The organism is Fulvivirga sediminis (genome assembly GCF_016757215.1).
Lineage (GTDB): Bacteria > Bacteroidota > Bacteroidia > Cytophagales > Cyclobacteriaceae > Fulvivirga > Fulvivirga sediminis.
Window position 1 is genome coordinate 44,534 of the sequence record NZ_JAESIY010000013.1, and the last position, 14,775, is coordinate 59,308.

At 38.0% G+C, this 14,775-nt stretch carries 17 protein-coding genes; 7 read left to right on the plus strand and 10 right to left on the minus strand.

The window, feature by feature from the left end; genetic code table 11:
- Nucleotides 1-3: 3 nt before the first annotated feature.
- The 7 genes from JL102_RS20075 to JL102_RS20105 form a co-directional block, all read right to left on the minus strand.
- Entirely contained in the window at nt 4-1,569 is a 1,566-nt protein-coding gene (locus JL102_RS20075; protein ID WP_237390680.1) for a polyamine aminopropyltransferase, read from the minus strand.
- A 22-nt stretch (nt 1,570-1,591) separates the two neighbouring features.
- Nucleotides 1,592-2,461 carry a DUF350 domain-containing protein gene (locus JL102_RS20080; protein ID WP_202246257.1) on the minus strand — a complete coding sequence of 290 codons (870 nt, stop codon included), beginning with the start codon at nt 2,459-2,461 and terminating at the stop codon, nt 1,592-1,594.
- A 30-nt stretch (nt 2,462-2,491) separates the two neighbouring features.
- On the minus strand, nt 2,492-3,310 hold the full coding sequence (locus JL102_RS20085) for a hypothetical protein (protein WP_202246258.1): 819 nt from the start codon (nt 3,308-3,310) through the stop codon (nt 2,492-2,494).
- 51 nt (nt 3,311-3,361) lie between these two features.
- Nucleotides 3,362-3,916 (minus strand): DUF4178 domain-containing protein, encoded by a 555-nt coding sequence (locus JL102_RS20090; RefSeq protein ID WP_202246259.1) that lies wholly within the window; start codon nt 3,914-3,916, stop codon nt 3,362-3,364.
- A gap of 15 nt (nt 3,917-3,931) precedes the next feature.
- Nucleotides 3,932-4,639: a PspA/IM30 family protein gene (locus JL102_RS20095; protein ID WP_202246260.1), complete on the minus strand. Its 708-nt coding sequence runs from the start codon at nt 4,637-4,639 to the stop codon at nt 3,932-3,934.
- 11 nt (nt 4,640-4,650) lie between these two features.
- Nucleotides 4,651-5,046 (minus strand): YbjN domain-containing protein, encoded by a 396-nt coding sequence (locus JL102_RS20100; protein ID WP_202246261.1) that lies wholly within the window; start codon nt 5,044-5,046, stop codon nt 4,651-4,653.
- Nucleotides 5,047-5,193: 147 nt separating this feature from the next.
- Nucleotides 5,194-6,429 carry a M48 family metallopeptidase gene (locus tag JL102_RS20105; RefSeq protein ID WP_202246262.1) on the minus strand — a complete coding sequence of 412 codons (1,236 nt, stop codon included), beginning with the start codon at nt 6,427-6,429 and terminating at the stop codon, nt 5,194-5,196.
- 187 nt (nt 6,430-6,616) lie between these two features.
- Between JL102_RS20105 and JL102_RS23875 the strand changes: the two genes are divergently transcribed.
- From JL102_RS23875 to JL102_RS20120, 4 genes are all read left to right on the plus strand, one after another.
- On the plus strand, nt 6,617-6,745 hold the full coding sequence (locus JL102_RS23875; RefSeq protein WP_262896884.1) for a hypothetical protein: 129 nt from the start codon (nt 6,617-6,619) through the stop codon (nt 6,743-6,745).
- A gap of 108 nt (nt 6,746-6,853) precedes the next feature.
- Nucleotides 6,854-7,537 carry a succinate dehydrogenase cytochrome b subunit gene (locus JL102_RS20110; RefSeq protein ID WP_202246263.1) on the plus strand — a complete coding sequence of 228 codons (684 nt, stop codon included), beginning with the start codon at nt 6,854-6,856 and terminating at the stop codon, nt 7,535-7,537.
- 25 nt (nt 7,538-7,562) lie between these two features.
- Entirely contained in the window at nt 7,563-9,497 is a 1,935-nt protein-coding gene (locus tag JL102_RS20115; protein ID WP_202246264.1) for a fumarate reductase/succinate dehydrogenase flavoprotein subunit, read from the plus strand.
- A 39-nt stretch (nt 9,498-9,536) separates the two neighbouring features.
- A complete protein-coding gene (locus tag JL102_RS20120) occupies nt 9,537-10,286 on the plus strand; it encodes a succinate dehydrogenase/fumarate reductase iron-sulfur subunit (RefSeq protein ID WP_202246265.1) in 750 nt (249 codons plus the stop codon).
- A 59-nt stretch (nt 10,287-10,345) separates the two neighbouring features.
- Here JL102_RS20120 and JL102_RS20125 read toward each other — a convergent pair whose 3' ends face one another.
- The 3 genes from JL102_RS20125 to JL102_RS20135 all read right to left on the minus strand — a co-directional run bounded on the left by JL102_RS20125 (nt 10,346) and on the right by JL102_RS20135 (nt 12,829).
- Nucleotides 10,346-11,554 carry an MFS transporter gene (locus JL102_RS20125; RefSeq protein ID WP_202246266.1) on the minus strand — a complete coding sequence of 403 codons (1,209 nt, stop codon included), beginning with the start codon at nt 11,552-11,554 and terminating at the stop codon, nt 10,346-10,348.
- Between the two features lie 210 nt (nt 11,555-11,764).
- Complete coding sequence (locus tag JL102_RS20130; protein WP_202246267.1) at nt 11,765-12,553, minus strand: XRE family transcriptional regulator; 789 nt, start codon at nt 12,551-12,553, stop codon at nt 11,765-11,767.
- A 3-nt stretch (nt 12,554-12,556) separates the two neighbouring features.
- Nucleotides 12,557-12,829: a hypothetical protein gene (locus JL102_RS20135; protein ID WP_202246268.1), complete on the minus strand. Its 273-nt coding sequence runs from the start codon at nt 12,827-12,829 to the stop codon at nt 12,557-12,559.
- Nucleotides 12,830-12,976: 147 nt separating this feature from the next.
- Between JL102_RS20135 and JL102_RS20140 the strand changes: the two genes are divergently transcribed.
- The 3 genes from JL102_RS20140 to JL102_RS20150 are packed head-to-tail and all read left to right on the plus strand — an operon-like array spanning nt 12,977 to nt 14,753.
- Nucleotides 12,977-13,627, plus strand: a complete 651-nt coding sequence (locus JL102_RS20140; protein ID WP_202246269.1) for a protein-L-isoaspartate(D-aspartate) O-methyltransferase — start codon at nt 12,977-12,979, stop codon at nt 13,625-13,627.
- A 50-nt stretch (nt 13,628-13,677) separates the two neighbouring features.
- Nucleotides 13,678-14,208, plus strand: coding sequence for an acyl-CoA thioesterase (locus tag JL102_RS20145; protein ID WP_202246270.1), 531 nt, complete (start codon nt 13,678-13,680; stop codon nt 14,206-14,208).
- Nucleotides 14,208-14,753: a hypothetical protein gene (locus JL102_RS20150; protein ID WP_202246271.1), complete on the plus strand. Its 546-nt coding sequence runs from the start codon at nt 14,208-14,210 to the stop codon at nt 14,751-14,753. Before JL102_RS20145 ends, JL102_RS20150 begins: the two co-directional genes overlap by 1 nt.
- Nucleotides 14,754-14,775 lie beyond the last annotated feature (22 nt).

Below are 14,775 nucleotides of genomic sequence, written 5' to 3' on the forward strand. Positions count from 1 at the left end.
CCATTAGTATAAATCCCAGTTCCCTTTTAAGTAATATTTATAAAGCACCGGATCATGTATTCGATTAACCTTCACTGGGCCTTTATTATCTCCCACATAAATATCTTTTCCAAAAGAAGTAATAAGCTGCATGGCTTCATGGTCTATCCATTGAGTATCTACAGAAAACTGAAGCTTTTGCAAGGTGTTCTTCAGATCCTGATAAGGACTAGCCTTTTGACCTAAGCTCCAGCCCCACTCTCCCATTGTAACTACCTGGTTGTGTAATGGCACTGTAGTGAACCCGGCCTCTTTCATGGTTTTCCCTATGCATAAGAATGCTTTAGTGGCAAAATAAGGGCTACCTGCCTGAGTTACAATAACCCCCTGAGGTCTTAGCAGCTTATAGCAACTTTTATAAAACTCATAACTATACAGCCTGCCTAGCTCCACTGTACGAGGATCTGGTAAGTCAATAAAAATAGCATCGTAAAACGAAGTATCATTCTGTATAAACTGATAGCCATCTGTATTAATGATATTTACCTTCTCATTATTAAGAGAATTATGATTAAGCTCTGTGAGTATAGGGTTATTTTGCCCCAAGGCAGTCATAGCAGGATCTAAATCTACCAAAGTGATATTTTTAACACTAGGATATTTCAATATCTCCCTGGCAGCACAGCCATCACCACCACCTAATATTAATATATTTTCAGGATGTGGGTGCAAGGTGAGTGCCGGGTGCACCAATGGCTCATGATACATCACTTCATCTCTGGTAGAAAGCTGCTGATTTCCATTTAGATAAAGCCAGTAATCATCCTTCCATTGAGTCATGACTATTCGCTGATAGGCGGTCTGTTTAGTATATACCACCTTATCCTTGTACTTAGACTGCTCACCATACAAAATGACAGGTTTAGTTACTAGGAGCCCAGCCACCAGAATAACTAATATAGCTGAAGCAGAAGGCAGTAATAGTTTCTTATCTGAATCGCTCATCACTTTTCTTAGAGAAATAATCAACGCGATAGCTACCAGTAAGTTAACCAGCCCTAAAACAAATGGGGTGTACATGAGCCCCAACACCGGCAAGCCTATAAAAGCAAAGAATACACCTCCTAAGAGACTACCGTAATAGTCATTTTCCAATATCCCTGAAATATTATACTTCAGCTCTTCAAACTCATTATTAATACGTACTACTAGGGGTACTTCCATACCTATAAGCATACCTATACCTATGGAAAGAACGTATATTAAAGTCTCATAAGATGTACTCCAAGCGGACATGGTATACACAGATAATGGAGCAAAAGAAACCAGCAGAGATAAGGCAAATTCTACAATTAGAAACCATTTTAGCAAGTGCTGATTAAACACTTTACTGATTCGGCTACCCACTCCCATTGAGAAGAGCATCAGAGAGATAATCATAACCCACTGAAAAATAGAATCTCCTAAAAAATAGGTAGCCAGTGTAGAAAGTATGTATTCTGCCACTACACCTGAAAAGCCTGTAGCAAAAATGGCTGCTTTTAACAGCGTTGACCTACGGCCAAGTATATTTTTTATCCGTCCCTTCAATATTTACAATCCCTCTTTTCCTCTACAAACACCAAGTGATAAGCACAGAGCCGCCTATGTAAGCAAAAGCTTCTATTATGGCTGCACCTATATTGGGCTTCTCCTGATTCACGATTTCATCGGTTAGATTTTCACCCGGCAGCAAAATTTTATCGGTAATGTATCTCATCACTGGCAATAAAATAAGACCAGCCACCACTTCTAGCCCTGCCTCAGAGAGGGTGGCATCCCAGCTTTCAAACTCACCCATCAGGCCAAATTTGATAAGGTTACCCATAGCTACCAATGCACCGGCAAAACCAATACCCACTGCCACATTATCTTTTTCTATATGCTCATGAATATCATAAGGAGTGATAAGATTATATACCCAACCTGTAAGCAACAGGGCCAGCTGACCTAAAAACCAGAAAGCAAGCGCCGAAATGATACCCGCAGAGATACTGCTACTTTCTCCAGTAACGGCCCCGAAGATAATAAGACCAGAAGCAATAGAAACAGCAGCTTCTACTATGCCTGTGCCTTCATTCTGATCTTCAATAATCTCTTTTCTTACTGAAAAACGGCTTAATAAAACCTTATCTGTTATAATAATGGAAATATTTAGCAATACTATCGCCAGTGCTCCATAAATAGAAATCACTATTACATCATTCCATAGCCCTTGAGATGGCCCTACTATAGCACTACCTATAGCTATTAACAGCCCCACAAAGTAGCCCACGTGTGATAAGCTAAAAGCCAGGTTATCTTTTTTAACCAGCTCCTCTTTTACATTTATGGAACGATGCAATAACTGATAGACAAACTTGCCTATTAAGAAAAAAATGAAAGCCAGAGCTATGTATATAACGGCCTCATATACTACAAATGAAAATTCAGAGAGACTCATAAATTATTAATATTTTCAATATGGAGTGTATTATTTACCAAATCCGCCACTTCTAGACCTAAACGATGATCCGGATGATGACCTTGAAGAACTGCGAGATGTTCTGCTATAGCTGCTTCCTGATGAATATTTTCTAGAGCTAGAAGCAGAAGTAGATCTCGATACTCGGTTCCTCACCTTATCCTTAAAAGTAGGTGGTTTAGATGCCCAGGTGGTATTTCTTCCTGAGCTGGAAGAGGTATAATTCTTTGTTCCATAGATGGTTCTGCCTGAAGGGCCATAATATGACCTGCCCCTTCCATAATAACCTCCATAGTAATCATCCCAATAAGATCTTCTTACAGGGTAACTCATCATATTAAACATAGAGCTAAGAAAGGCGTATTTACCATAAAACTCCCAGAAGGAAGATCCATTTCTATTCACCCAATGTCCATATTTCTGATTACCAACATAGTTAGTATACCCCGCAGGAGCAGCTTGCTTATGAACCACACCATCTTTTTTAGAGGCGATCTCCATTCCCATGTCATTCAGATGCTGCTTAAAAAAACCAGCAGACACAGGGTACCACTCCGTTTCTCTTGCCTGTACAGTGTCTGGCTTCTCTACCACTACTCTGTACTTATGTTTATAGCTATCTCCAGAGTCACCAGCATCCATATCATATAAAATAATAGAGAAATTCTGTTCGTCAGAAAGAGATTTTATTAACTCATCTACAGGAGACTTTTCCCAGTTTTCCATCTGTCCTGAGTCTCTGTAATCATTACCGCTGCTACTACAAGCTTTTATAACTACAAAGCCTATAATTACCACAATAATGAGTTTTACAAATCCATTGTTCATTTTTTTCTTTTTAGTATTAGTGGGGCCATTTTCATGATCAGCCACTCTCGTTCATGTATCTCCTGAAGGTAATATATTAGAGATTTCAAATTCTTTTATATATTTCCCTGCTGAAGCTTCAAACTCTTTTTCGCCCCATTGCTCTACAGTAAGTATATATTCCCCGTTTGAATCTTCATAATCCCAAGACACAAACTCTTCCCAATCGTCACTTCTTCCTATATCATGAAAATATCCGGGAGATTCTTCTTCCAGATAGTAAGTTCTGCCATCATAAGTTAATTCAGAAGGAGGCTTTTGCTCAGACATCAGTTTATCTACCACTTCTGAACCAAGCGCCCTCACTTTGATTTTTGATGAAACAGACAGTTCGAGCTCATCATCTTCTTCTAAAGATAAAAAGAGGGACTTTTCTCCATTGCTGATCTTATACTCTCGGCTGAAATAATTATCACCCCAATCGTATTCATAAATATTATTGACCTCCCAGGTAGAGAGATCATAATCAAACACAAACCCTACATCTAAGTCCTGCACCCTGATATCTGTACTATCATAGTGCGGCTCTTTATCTTTTTTTCCGAAGAGGTTATCAAACAAGCCCATTTGCTAATTATTTAATTACTGTTCTTTGTTTTTCATCTTAGCCTTTAGCGCTTCTAATGAAGAAGATGCCTTGAATGACTTCTCATCCAGAGCAGAGTCTATCTCATCATCAAGGCTTTTGCTTTCATTAGCTATTTCGCCATAGGCTTCTGCCATAGCCTCTTGCTGAGCTACTTTCTCTTTCATTTTTTCCAGCATACTTACCGTGCTAGAACTGTCTATACCAGACATCTGCTTATTAATTTTTTGAGTAGCCTGACTCACGCGAGAACGAGCTTTTAGTGTTCGCAACTCATTTTCATATCTGGTTATTGAAGATTTTAACTTTTTCACATTAGCATCCAGCTGTGAAATATTGGTTTCAAAACGCTGCACCTCTTCTTCACTCCTTATAGCACTCTCAGTGGCTTCCTCTTTTCTTGTAAGTGCTTCAGTGGCTAACCTGTCAGCCTCCGCTGGATCTAAATCTCCTTTTTCAGCTCTTTGTAAAAGCATAATAGCCTTCTGCTCATAAGATTGTGCCGTAGCCTTATGGTCATTAAGATCCCTTTTGCTTCTTATTGCCATCGCTTTCACTTCGGCCAAAGCCTGCAAACTCTTATCTAGATCCAGCTTTAGATCCCTTATACCCTGCTCAGTCAATTTGATAGGGTCTTCTAATTTATCTATTGCCGCGTTAGTTTCGGCTTTACCGATAGTAAATAACCTGCTAAATATTCCCATTCTTCTTACTTTTAATTTTTTGAAAATTCTATAATATCAGCTGCATACTCACTTAGCAATAACTCCAATGAGTTTAGCGTTCCTTCTAACTCGTTAAGATCAAGATTCTCCAGCTGCAAAGTATCTCTATAAAGTACTTTAGTCCCAGACTCATCTAGCACAAAGGCTCCATGTATTATCTCTCTGTTCTTTTTAAGTAATTTCTCAAAAAGCTCTAATGACTTGTTTTTCACTTCGAAAAGTACCCCTTCAATAATCAAAATAGGATCTTCACAGTCTATGATAAGATTAGCTATGCCTGAGCCATCTTTCTCCACTACAAACAACTCATCCTGAGTGTCTTCATGAAGCAGGGTAAACTCAAGCTCCAATAAAAACGATTTTACTTTTTCAAAATTTGCACTCATCTTTAACTAATATTTTAAAATAACAAGTTTATATATTTATTGACAAACCACATAAATTTTAAGACAAATTCGGGCCATTGGTAATATTTGAACTTAAGCAGAACTACCTACTGATCAGCAGCACTATGCTCATCAACTATCATAATATCACCTTTTACTAATAGCAGCCAACCTTGCTAGCAGTGGTGGATGGGAGTAATTTACAAAAACATAGGCCGGATGCGGATATAAATTACTCAAATTATCAACCGAAAGCTTCTTTAATGCGGTACTTAACGAATCTCCATTATACGTATCTCGTGCAAAGGCATCAGCTTCATACTCATTTTTTCGACTAAAAATATTCATAGCTATCCCCAACAAGGTGCTAATAGGAGAATAGAGTAATCCAAAAGCCAATAAATTTAAATGCACACCCATTTGCTCCGCACCAAGAGCTAGAGATAAGTTTTCATTATAAATCATCTTAGACATTAAGAATAACATTACTCCTATCTGTAGGATAGAAATAGCAAAGCCATACAAAATATGCTTTTTCTTAAAATGCCCCACCTCATGCGCCAAAATAGCCACCAACTCCTCATTAGTATGATTATTTATTAAAGTATCATACAGCACTATCTTCTTTTTTTTGCCCAACCCAGAGAAGAAAGCATTCGCCTTATTAGACCTCTTAGAGCCATCTATTACATAAATACTATCTAAAGGAAAGTCTATCTTCTCACTATAAGTCTGTATAGCACTTTTGAGTTCTCCATCTTCCAGAGGGGTGAGTTTATTAAAGAGAGGTAAAATCAGTGATGTATAGAACATGTTCACAAATAATATAAACACAGAAGCGACAAGCCAAAAATACAACCAGAAATTCTCTCCAATATTCAATATAAGGTACAGCAATGCACCTATTAATACGCATCCCAGTACGGCAGAAAGTACATATCCTTTTAATTTATCAAGCACAAATGTCTTGGGAGTAGTTTTATTAAATCCAAAACGCTCTTCTATCACAAAAGTACTATACCATTGAAATGGTAGATTAACAACATCTGACACTACATATAGAACACCAAAATATGCTAATGAAAGCCATACTTCATTATCAAAATATGGTCTAAGTAGCTGATCCAGATAGCCAAAACCACCAAGTGAAAGCATTAAAAAAGAGATAATAAAACTGAAAGAAGACGTAATAAAGGAAAATTTACCCGATACCTTCTGATACTCCTGCGACTTCCTGTATTTACTTTCATCATAAAAAGAAGCTATTTCTTCAGGTAAATCCACCCTTTTAGACTTATGGTTGAGGTAGTCTAATAGCTGATCTACCATAAAATCTATAGTAATAATGCCTAAAATAATATAAAGAATAATATCTGGTGCCATTCTAAAGATCTATATAGTTAAGCCCAAATATAGTAAAGTTGAGGGAGAAGCCATTTTCTCATTTTGAAACACCATCCCAATCAGAGAAAATAAAAAATTACACCCAAAATATAATAAACTGAAATACAACACCTTATAAAGTGTGGTATACAAATTGGTGCTGCAGAATACAAATTAGCAAGTCTAAATGAATAAACGCACAAACATATTTGAGAAAATAAAAATGATTATCAAACATCCTTACTTCATACCCGTGGTGGTTTTTATTCTCGGAGTTATCACTATAACCGTAGAAATCTTACTTCTGATAGCTTAAGTCTATTTAGAATGTTTTAAAATAGCTCACCATGATTGTTTGATTAGTTTTTGGCTTGTACCTTTGAGAACGTCAAAATGTTACAACTTAAACTATCAAATTATACAAATGAGTTGGTTCACGAACGCTATTTCTAGCTCCTTGGGAAGAAAACTTCTCATGGCTTTAACGGGATTATTCCTTATCGTATTTTTAGTGGTTCACTTAATTGGTAATTTCCAATTATTACACCACGATGGTGGCGAGGCATTTAATATCTATGCCAAATTTATGACCTCCAATCCTCTTATCAAAACTACATCCTACTTACTTTACGCCACCTTCATTATCCACATAGTATGGGGTATCGGCTTGGTTATGAGTAATAAAAAGGCCAGGCCTGTGGGATATAATGTAACTAAAGGTTCTACAAATAGTACCTGGAGCTCTAGAAACATGGGCTTACTAGGCACTATTATTTTCATCTTTTTGGTAATACACCTTAAAAACTTTTGGTATGAAATGCACTGGGGAGGTATACCCACTGTAGCGTATGCAGGAGAGTCTTACAATGACCTCTACACCGTAACAGCCACTGCATTTTCCGAATGGTGGATTGTAGCTATCTACACTGTTTCTATGATTGCTCTCATGTTTCACCTATATCATGGGTTTAGCAGTGCTTTTCAAACTTTAGGGCTTAATCACCCTAAATACAATCCTTTAATTAAAGGTGTGGGATATGGATTTGCCATTATTGTGCCGGCTCTTTTTGCCGTTATACCCATTATTATGTTTTATCAAAGTATTTAAAACAGAACTCTTAAAAGCTTGATAGATGAAATTAGATTCTAAAATACCAGAAGGCCCTATCGCCGAGAAATGGTCAAAGCATAAATTCAATATAAAATTAGTAAACCCAGCCAACAAGCGTAAGTATGACATTATCGTAGTTGGTACAGGTTTAGCAGGAGCTTCAGCTGCTGCATCTTTTGGTGAACTAGGTTATAATGTGAAGGCTTTTTGCTTTCAGGATAGTCCCAGAAGAGCGCACAGTATTGCTGCTCAGGGGGGTATAAATGCTGCCAAAAACTATCAGAACGATGGCGACAGCGTTTTCAGACTATTCTACGATACCGTTAAAGGTGGTGACTACAGATCAAGAGAAGCTAACGTTTACAGACTTTCTGAAGTAAGTGTAGATATTATAGATCAGTGTGTGGCTCAAGGGGTTCCTTTTGCCAGAGAATACGGTGGTTTATTAGCTAACAGATCTTTTGGTGGAGCACAGGTTTCCAGAACCTTCTACGCCAGGGGCCAAACCGGACAGCAGCTATTGCTAGGAGCATACAGTGCACTAAGCAGACAAGTAGCTAACGGTAAAGTAAAAATGTATGCTCGCGAAGAAATGCTTGACCTGGTAATGGTAGACGGCAAAGCGAGAGGTATTGTAACCAGAAACCTGGTTACTGGTAAAATAGAATCTCACAGCGCCCATGCCGTAGTTCTGGCTACCGGTGGTTATGGTAACGTATTTTACCTTTCTACTAATGCTATGGGCTCTAACGCTACCGCAGCATGGAGAGCACACAAAAAAGGAGCTTATTTCGCTAATCCTTGTTTCACGCAGATCCACCCTACTTGTATACCTGTTTCAGGAGATCATCAATCAAAACTAACTTTGATGTCTGAATCTCTAAGAAATGATGGCCGTGTATGGGTTCCTAAAGAAGTTTCTGATGCAGAAAAAATCAGAAAAGGAGAGTTAAAACCAACTGATCTTCCTGAAGAAAAAAGAGATTATTATCTGGAAAGAAGATATCCTGCATTTGGTAACTTGGTTCCTCGTGATGTTGCTTCTCGTAACGCTAAAAATATGTGTGACGAAGGCAAAGGAGTTTCAAAATCTGGATTAGCAGTGTACCTTGACTTTGCCGATGCCATTAAAAGAGATGGCCGAAGTGCAATAGAAGGCAAATACGGCAACTTATTCGACATGTATCAGCAGATCACTGGCGAAAATCCTTACGAAACACCTATGATGATTTATCCTGCCGTACACTACACAATGGGTGGACTTTGGGTAGACTATAACTTAATGACAACCGTCGATGGTTTATACTCTTTAGGAGAATCCAATTTCTCTGATCATGGGGCTAACCGACTAGGGGCCAGCGCATTAATGCAAGGTCTGGCTGATGGTTATTTCGTAATCCCTTACACTATTGGTGATTATTTAGCTAAAATGCCTTATGATAAAGTTTCTACTGATCATGAAGCCTTTAAGCAAGCTGAAGCCGATGTAAAAAGTAAGATAGAAAAACTACTTTCTATAAAAGGAGAAAAAACCGTAGATGACTTCCACAAAGCTCTTGGACACATTATGTGGGAATACTGTGGTATGTCTAGAAACGAAGAAGGCTTGAAAAAGGCCAAAGGAGAAATACAGAAATTAAGAGAGGAATTCTGGCAAAATGTTAATGTGATTGGTTCAAACGATGAGTTAAACATCAGTCTTGAAAAAGCTAACAGAGTGGCTGACTTCCTTGAATTGGGTGAATTAATGGTTGATGACGCACTGTACAGATCTGAATCTTGTGGTGGTCACTTCCGTGAAGAGTCACAAACCGAAGAAGGTGAAGCAAAGAGGAAAGACGACGAGTTTTCTTTTGTTTCGGCTTGGGAATACAACGGTCCTGAAGCACCTGCTACCTTGCATAAGGAAGATTTGGTTTTTGAAAATGTTAAATTGACCCAAAGAAGCTATAAATAAGTACAGGGATAATACCCATTTACTTTTAAAAGTTTTATTATGAAAATCACATTAAAAGTCTGGAGACAAAAAAACGATAAAGATAAAGGCTCATTAGTCACTTATCAGTTAGATGATATTTCTGAGGACATGTCTTTTCTTGAAATGTTTGATGTCTTGAATAATCAACTTGAAAGAAAAGGAGAAGCTCCTATTGCCTTTGATCATGATTGTAGAGAAGGTATCTGTGGTGCTTGTAGCATGTATATAAATGGTAAGCCACACGGCCCCAAACAAACTACTACCTGTCAGCTTCACATGAGAAGCTTTAAAGATGGTGACACCATAGTAGTAGAACCTTGGAGAGCAAAAGCCTTCCCGGTAATCAAAGATTTAGTAGTAGATAGATCAGCTTTTGATAGAGTGATCTCTTCGGGTGGTTATGTATCGGTAAACACAGGTGGTATACCTGATGCAAACGAGATTCCTATACCTAAAAAAATTGCTGACGAAGCTTTTGATGCTGCTACCTGTATAGGTTGTGGCGCTTGCGTTGCCGCTTGTAAAAATGCTTCTGCTATGCTTTTTGTAAGCGCTAAAGTGTCTCAATTGGCTCTATTACCTCAAGGAAAAGTAGAAGGTAAAACCAGAGTAGAAAACATGGTAGCGCAGATGGACGAAGAAGGTTTTGGTGCTTGTACTAACACGGGTGCTTGCTCAGCTGAGTGCCCTAAAGGTATTAGTTTAGAAAACATAGCCAGACTTAATAGAGAATATTTTGGTGCTAAAGCTAAATCTGATAACCAGTAAGTTATAAATTATATTCAGTTAAAAATCCCTTGAATTGCTAATTCAAGGGATTTTTTGTTTTATGTCTCTACAGTCTCCGGCATATACTTATACACCAAAGCTGCCGCCACCAGAGCCGCAGCCCCAGTTACAATAAAGGGTAATTCAAAAAACTCATTCACTAGAAAACCAGTTATTAAAGGGCCTACAGCTATACCCAAAGCAAAGCCCATGGTTATTATGCTCATTTGCCTTCCCTCCCCTCCTTTGCTTGACAGGTCTGCAGCTAATGCAAATGCTGGGGCTGCAATTCCGGCGGCAGCCACTCCTTGCAGTAATCTTAAGATTATCATTTGATACATCTCCGTCACCTCTCCCATAAGAATAGTACTTATAGCCATTAGCACCAGCCCCATTAAAATGAAAGGCCTTCGTCCTCTTTTATCAGATAAATGCCCCAAAGGAACCTGAAAAAGCAAACGCCCCACCATAAGCATACTAAAAGCTACACTAAACCCAAATGCGGTAATATCCAATCGCTCATTAAACTGATTCTCTAATGTGGTAACCATAGAAAAACAGTTAGCCATAGTAAAAGTAGCCAGCGCAGCTGTGAGTATTCCCGGGGTATATAATGACCAATCAAAAACACCTGACTTTTTAGTTTTGATCACAGGCTCATCTACCTTCACCTCATTCACCCACAGAAAAACCATAATTACAGATACTAATATAAAAGCAGCTCCAGCTATAAATGCCGAATTAAAACCGTAGTGAACCTGTAAATAACCACCTATCACTGGCCCTATAGCAAAGCCTATCATCCGTGAAGTACTGTATACCCCCATAGCTCCTCCTCGAGATTCCTTTTTAGAAACCGCTGTAATTATAGAAAGTGATGCCGGTATCGTAATTGCAATTCCCACACCTTGCAAAACTCTCAAATACAATAGATGCATAAAGTTCTCTGCTACAGTAAACCCTAAAGTTCCTGCACACACTATCAGCATGCCTATAATAATAAGTGCTTTTCTCTTATTCAAGGCATCGCTTATTCCTCCCATTAGTGGTTGGCAAAAAGAGGTAACAAATCCATATATAGAAATAAGCAACCCCACTAGCACTGACACAGAAAGATCTATATGTTCAGTCGGAATCTTAGCCACATATACCGGAATCAAAATAAACAATATGCTATTTCCCATAGCATCAGCCAGGCGAGCAAAAGAGAGAGCCAATATAGTTTTATTAAGCCCTACTATGTCATTTATCGCTTTCTTGAAATTCAAATCTGCTGTATTTAATATTTAAAGTTTACTTAGTAAAGCATTTACAGGGAAATTGTTCCGATCAAAAGCACCTTCTTAACCTCCCATTACAGCAACAGCTAACACTCAAAAATTAGTAATCCATTTAGCAAACAATCAAAAGCCCCAAAAAAGAAAAACCTGAATATGATCTATATTCAGGTTGGTAGTTATAAAACTCATTTAATAAGTCTATTTCTTCTCTTCTTTTAATTTCACTATCTCCTTTTGCAATTCCAGTACAATAGAAGCTAGCTGCTCCGTAGATACATCCTTAGAATCATCAGCATCAGGAAATTGCACACTTATATAAGCCTTACTCGCCCATATTTCTAAAACTTCATCGCCTGAAATCTGATACGGAGCGTATTGCCGGTTATCTGACACTAAAAAAAGTTTACCTGTATCTTCCAAATAGTTAAATACACGCTTATATACTATCCCATCGTTTTGAGTTACCAAAATATAGGTTTTGCCGTTTTTTATATCTCTAATATCATCAATATATTGACCTATTATAATAGTACCTGGCAAAATAGGAAGCATTGAATCTCCTGTTATCTCAAAGGCTCTGTAAGTACCCGTAGATAATATAGGTAGGTTGAATTTCGGCAGTTCCTTAATATACTCCGGGTCTGCATAGCCGTTGAGATATCCGGCAGCAGCCTTTTGAGGCACCAGTTCTATATTTTCTTTTTGCTCCTCGTTAACTGTAATAGCTAGCACTTCTTTCCCTCTTTTGAATTTACTTACGATCAGTTCTTCATCAGAAAGCTTACTAACATCTTTATTAATGAGTATATCCACAGAAGTACCAAATAACTGAGCCATCTTGATAAGATTACTTATTCGGGGGTCTGCCCTCCCCTCTTCATAAGCTCCCAAAAGTGACCTTTTTATACCCAGCTGCTCTGAAAACTGCTCTTGGGTAACTCCCATTTTCTTTCTAAGATATTTGATATTATCGCTTATCAGGCTCATTAGTTAACTATTAAAAATCAATATAGAATCTCTATTCCTCTTCAGAGGTTCGGCTAAGTTATATAAATGGCTGTGATAATATGCATCCTTAGCATCAATATATCGCATTTCTTCTTCAATTGAACTTACCACCTCCTTCAAGGTTGATCCTGACTCCGCTAGCATGTAGCCATGCCAACGAGACTGATTTGAAGAGGATACTACAAACTTAATCTGGCACTTGCCAGACTTTAGTTTCTTACTGTACAGCTTGAGTTTATAATCTGAATTATTCATATTACTAATTTTATTAGTATTTGATTGCAATAATGCGACTATTATTCAAAATAGCAAATTATAATACTAAAAAAATTAGTTTTACTTAAAGATGACTATTCGGCTTCCTAAAATCTAAGGATTATTTTAACTTCACAAACTCAAAATATGGAAGACAGTTACAAACATAGGGGCATGCGCCGGTCACTGGTTAAAATTTTAAAAACCAAGGGAATTACCGATAGCGGTGTGCTTCAAGCAATTAGCAAAATACCAAGGCATTTTTTCTTTGACAACGCTCTGTTAGGTCATGCCTATCAGGATAAGGCCTTTCCTATAGGAGAAGGCCAAACAATATCTCAACCCTATACGGTAGCATTTCAAAGTGAGAAGTTAGAAATTCGACCTCAAGATAAAATACTGGAAATTGGTACAGGAAGTGGCTATCAGGCCTGCGTATTAGTGGAAATGGGCGCTACCGTTTATACCATTGAATATAATAAAGTCCTATACGAAAGAACCCGTAAGTTTCTTCCAAAGATGGGCTACAAACCCAAATTTTTCTGTGGTGATGGCTCCAAGGGATTACCCAGATATGCCCCTTATGATAAGATAATTGTAACTGCCGGAGCGCCATCAGTACCTTCCAGCCTGATCAAACAATTAGCCGTGGGAGGAATTCTGATTATCCCCGTAGGTGATAATGAAAAACAAAAGATGCTCAAAATCACCAAAGTAGAAGATAAAAAATTAAAGAAAGAGGAGTTCGATTATTTTAGCTTTGTACCTTTGCTAGGTGATGAGGGCTGGGGCAAATAGGCTATCTATTGTACCCAAGCAAAACATCAGATTTAGATTTTATTCAAAGAATGTCAAAAAAACAAAAGAAGTTTGTTCGTGAGTCCTATGTGACCATGACAGAACTGGTTCTTCCTAATGATACCAATACCCTGAATAACCTCATGGGTGGAAGACTCATGCACTGGATGGATATTGTGTCTGCAATAGCAGCTCAAAAACACTCCAACAGAATTGTAGTTACAGCATCTGTTGATAATGTTTCTTTCGGAAAACCAATTCAGCTTGGTAATGTAGTCACTCTCAAAGCGAAAGTAACCAGAGCATTTAACTCTTCTATGGAGGTGCACATTCAGGTAGAAGCCGAAGATATTCCTAGCGGCAAAAAATTCGCCAGTAACAGCGCATTTTTCACCTTTGTAGCCGTAGATCAATCAGGTAGACCTATTGACATACCCGAAGCCATCCCAGAAACCGATGAGGAAAGAGACCTTTATGATGGTGCATTAAGAAGACGCCAGTTAAGATTGGTTTTAGCAGGTAGAATGGATCCTGATGAAGCCGTAGAGTTAAAGTCAATATTTAATTTAAACAAGGAATAATGTCTGATAACGCTTTCTTGAAATTTTTCATTACTGAACCTGTCTATAAAATAGCAGGTGAAGAGATCATTACTAATACACCGAGCCAAGAGCCCAAGGAAGATATAATTCCTGAACCACAAGCTGCGGAGAAAACCGAAAAACCTCAAGAAAAGCAGGAACAGCCCATTTCAATAAAAGGCACTAATTCTCTGGGGGTATTTGTTATCGTTAACGAACCCTCAGCTGAATTTATAACTGATCAGGATGAAGCCTTCTTAGGCAAAATCCTGAAAGCAGTAAAGCTAGATATCAGCGAGGCAGGAATTATCAATGCTCATAATAATCCAGGGCTTAACCAGCACACATCAATGGATCTTCAAGCTACAAAATTCCTACTTTTTGGTGTAGATGCTGCCAGTATTTTCAAAAGCGACTTTCCTCATTACCAAATTATAGAAGCAGATAATAAGGTATTTCTTAATAATCACTCCCTTTCTGAAATTGCAAAGGATTCAGAATTGAAAAAATTACTGTGGAGTGCCCTTCAAAAAATGTTTTTATAGACTATAAGTATCTTTTTTTTCA

Excerpts from the sequence above, each read along its gene's own strand:
- JL102_RS20080 (WP_202246257.1), bottom strand. The coding sequence starts at position 2,461 with ATGAGTCTCTCTGAATTTTCATTTGTAGTATATGAGGCCGTTATATAC.
- JL102_RS20085 (WP_202246258.1), bottom strand. The coding sequence starts at position 3,310 with ATGAACAATGGATTTGTAAAACTCATTATTGTGGTAATTATAGGCTTT.
- JL102_RS20090 (WP_202246259.1), bottom strand. The coding sequence starts at position 3,916 with ATGGGCTTGTTTGATAACCTCTTCGGAAAAAAAGATAAAGAGCCGCAC.
- JL102_RS20095 (WP_202246260.1), bottom strand. The coding sequence starts at position 4,639 with ATGGGAATATTTAGCAGGTTATTTACTATCGGTAAAGCCGAAACTAAC.
- JL102_RS20100 (WP_202246261.1), bottom strand. The coding sequence starts at position 5,046 with ATGAGTGCAAATTTTGAAAAAGTAAAATCGTTTTTATTGGAGCTTGAG.
- JL102_RS20105 (WP_202246262.1), bottom strand. The coding sequence starts at position 6,429 with ATGGCACCAGATATTATTCTTTATATTATTTTAGGCATTATTACTATA.
- JL102_RS23875 (WP_262896884.1), top strand. The coding sequence starts at position 6,617 with ATGAATAAACGCACAAACATATTTGAGAAAATAAAAATGATTATCAAA.
- JL102_RS20110 (WP_202246263.1), top strand. The coding sequence starts at position 6,854 with ATGAGTTGGTTCACGAACGCTATTTCTAGCTCCTTGGGAAGAAAACTT.
- JL102_RS20115 (WP_202246264.1), top strand. The coding sequence starts at position 7,563 with ATGAAATTAGATTCTAAAATACCAGAAGGCCCTATCGCCGAGAAATGG.
- JL102_RS20120 (WP_202246265.1), top strand. The coding sequence starts at position 9,537 with ATGAAAATCACATTAAAAGTCTGGAGACAAAAAAACGATAAAGATAAA.
- JL102_RS20130 (WP_202246267.1), bottom strand. The coding sequence starts at position 12,553 with ATGAGCCTGATAAGCGATAATATCAAATATCTTAGAAAGAAAATGGGA.
- JL102_RS20135 (WP_202246268.1), bottom strand. The coding sequence starts at position 12,829 with ATGAATAATTCAGATTATAAACTCAAGCTGTACAGTAAGAAACTAAAG.
- JL102_RS20140 (WP_202246269.1), top strand. The coding sequence starts at position 12,977 with ATGGAAGACAGTTACAAACATAGGGGCATGCGCCGGTCACTGGTTAAA.
- JL102_RS20145 (WP_202246270.1), top strand. The coding sequence starts at position 13,678 with ATGTCAAAAAAACAAAAGAAGTTTGTTCGTGAGTCCTATGTGACCATG.
- JL102_RS20150 (WP_202246271.1), top strand. The coding sequence starts at position 14,208 with ATGTCTGATAACGCTTTCTTGAAATTTTTCATTACTGAACCTGTCTAT.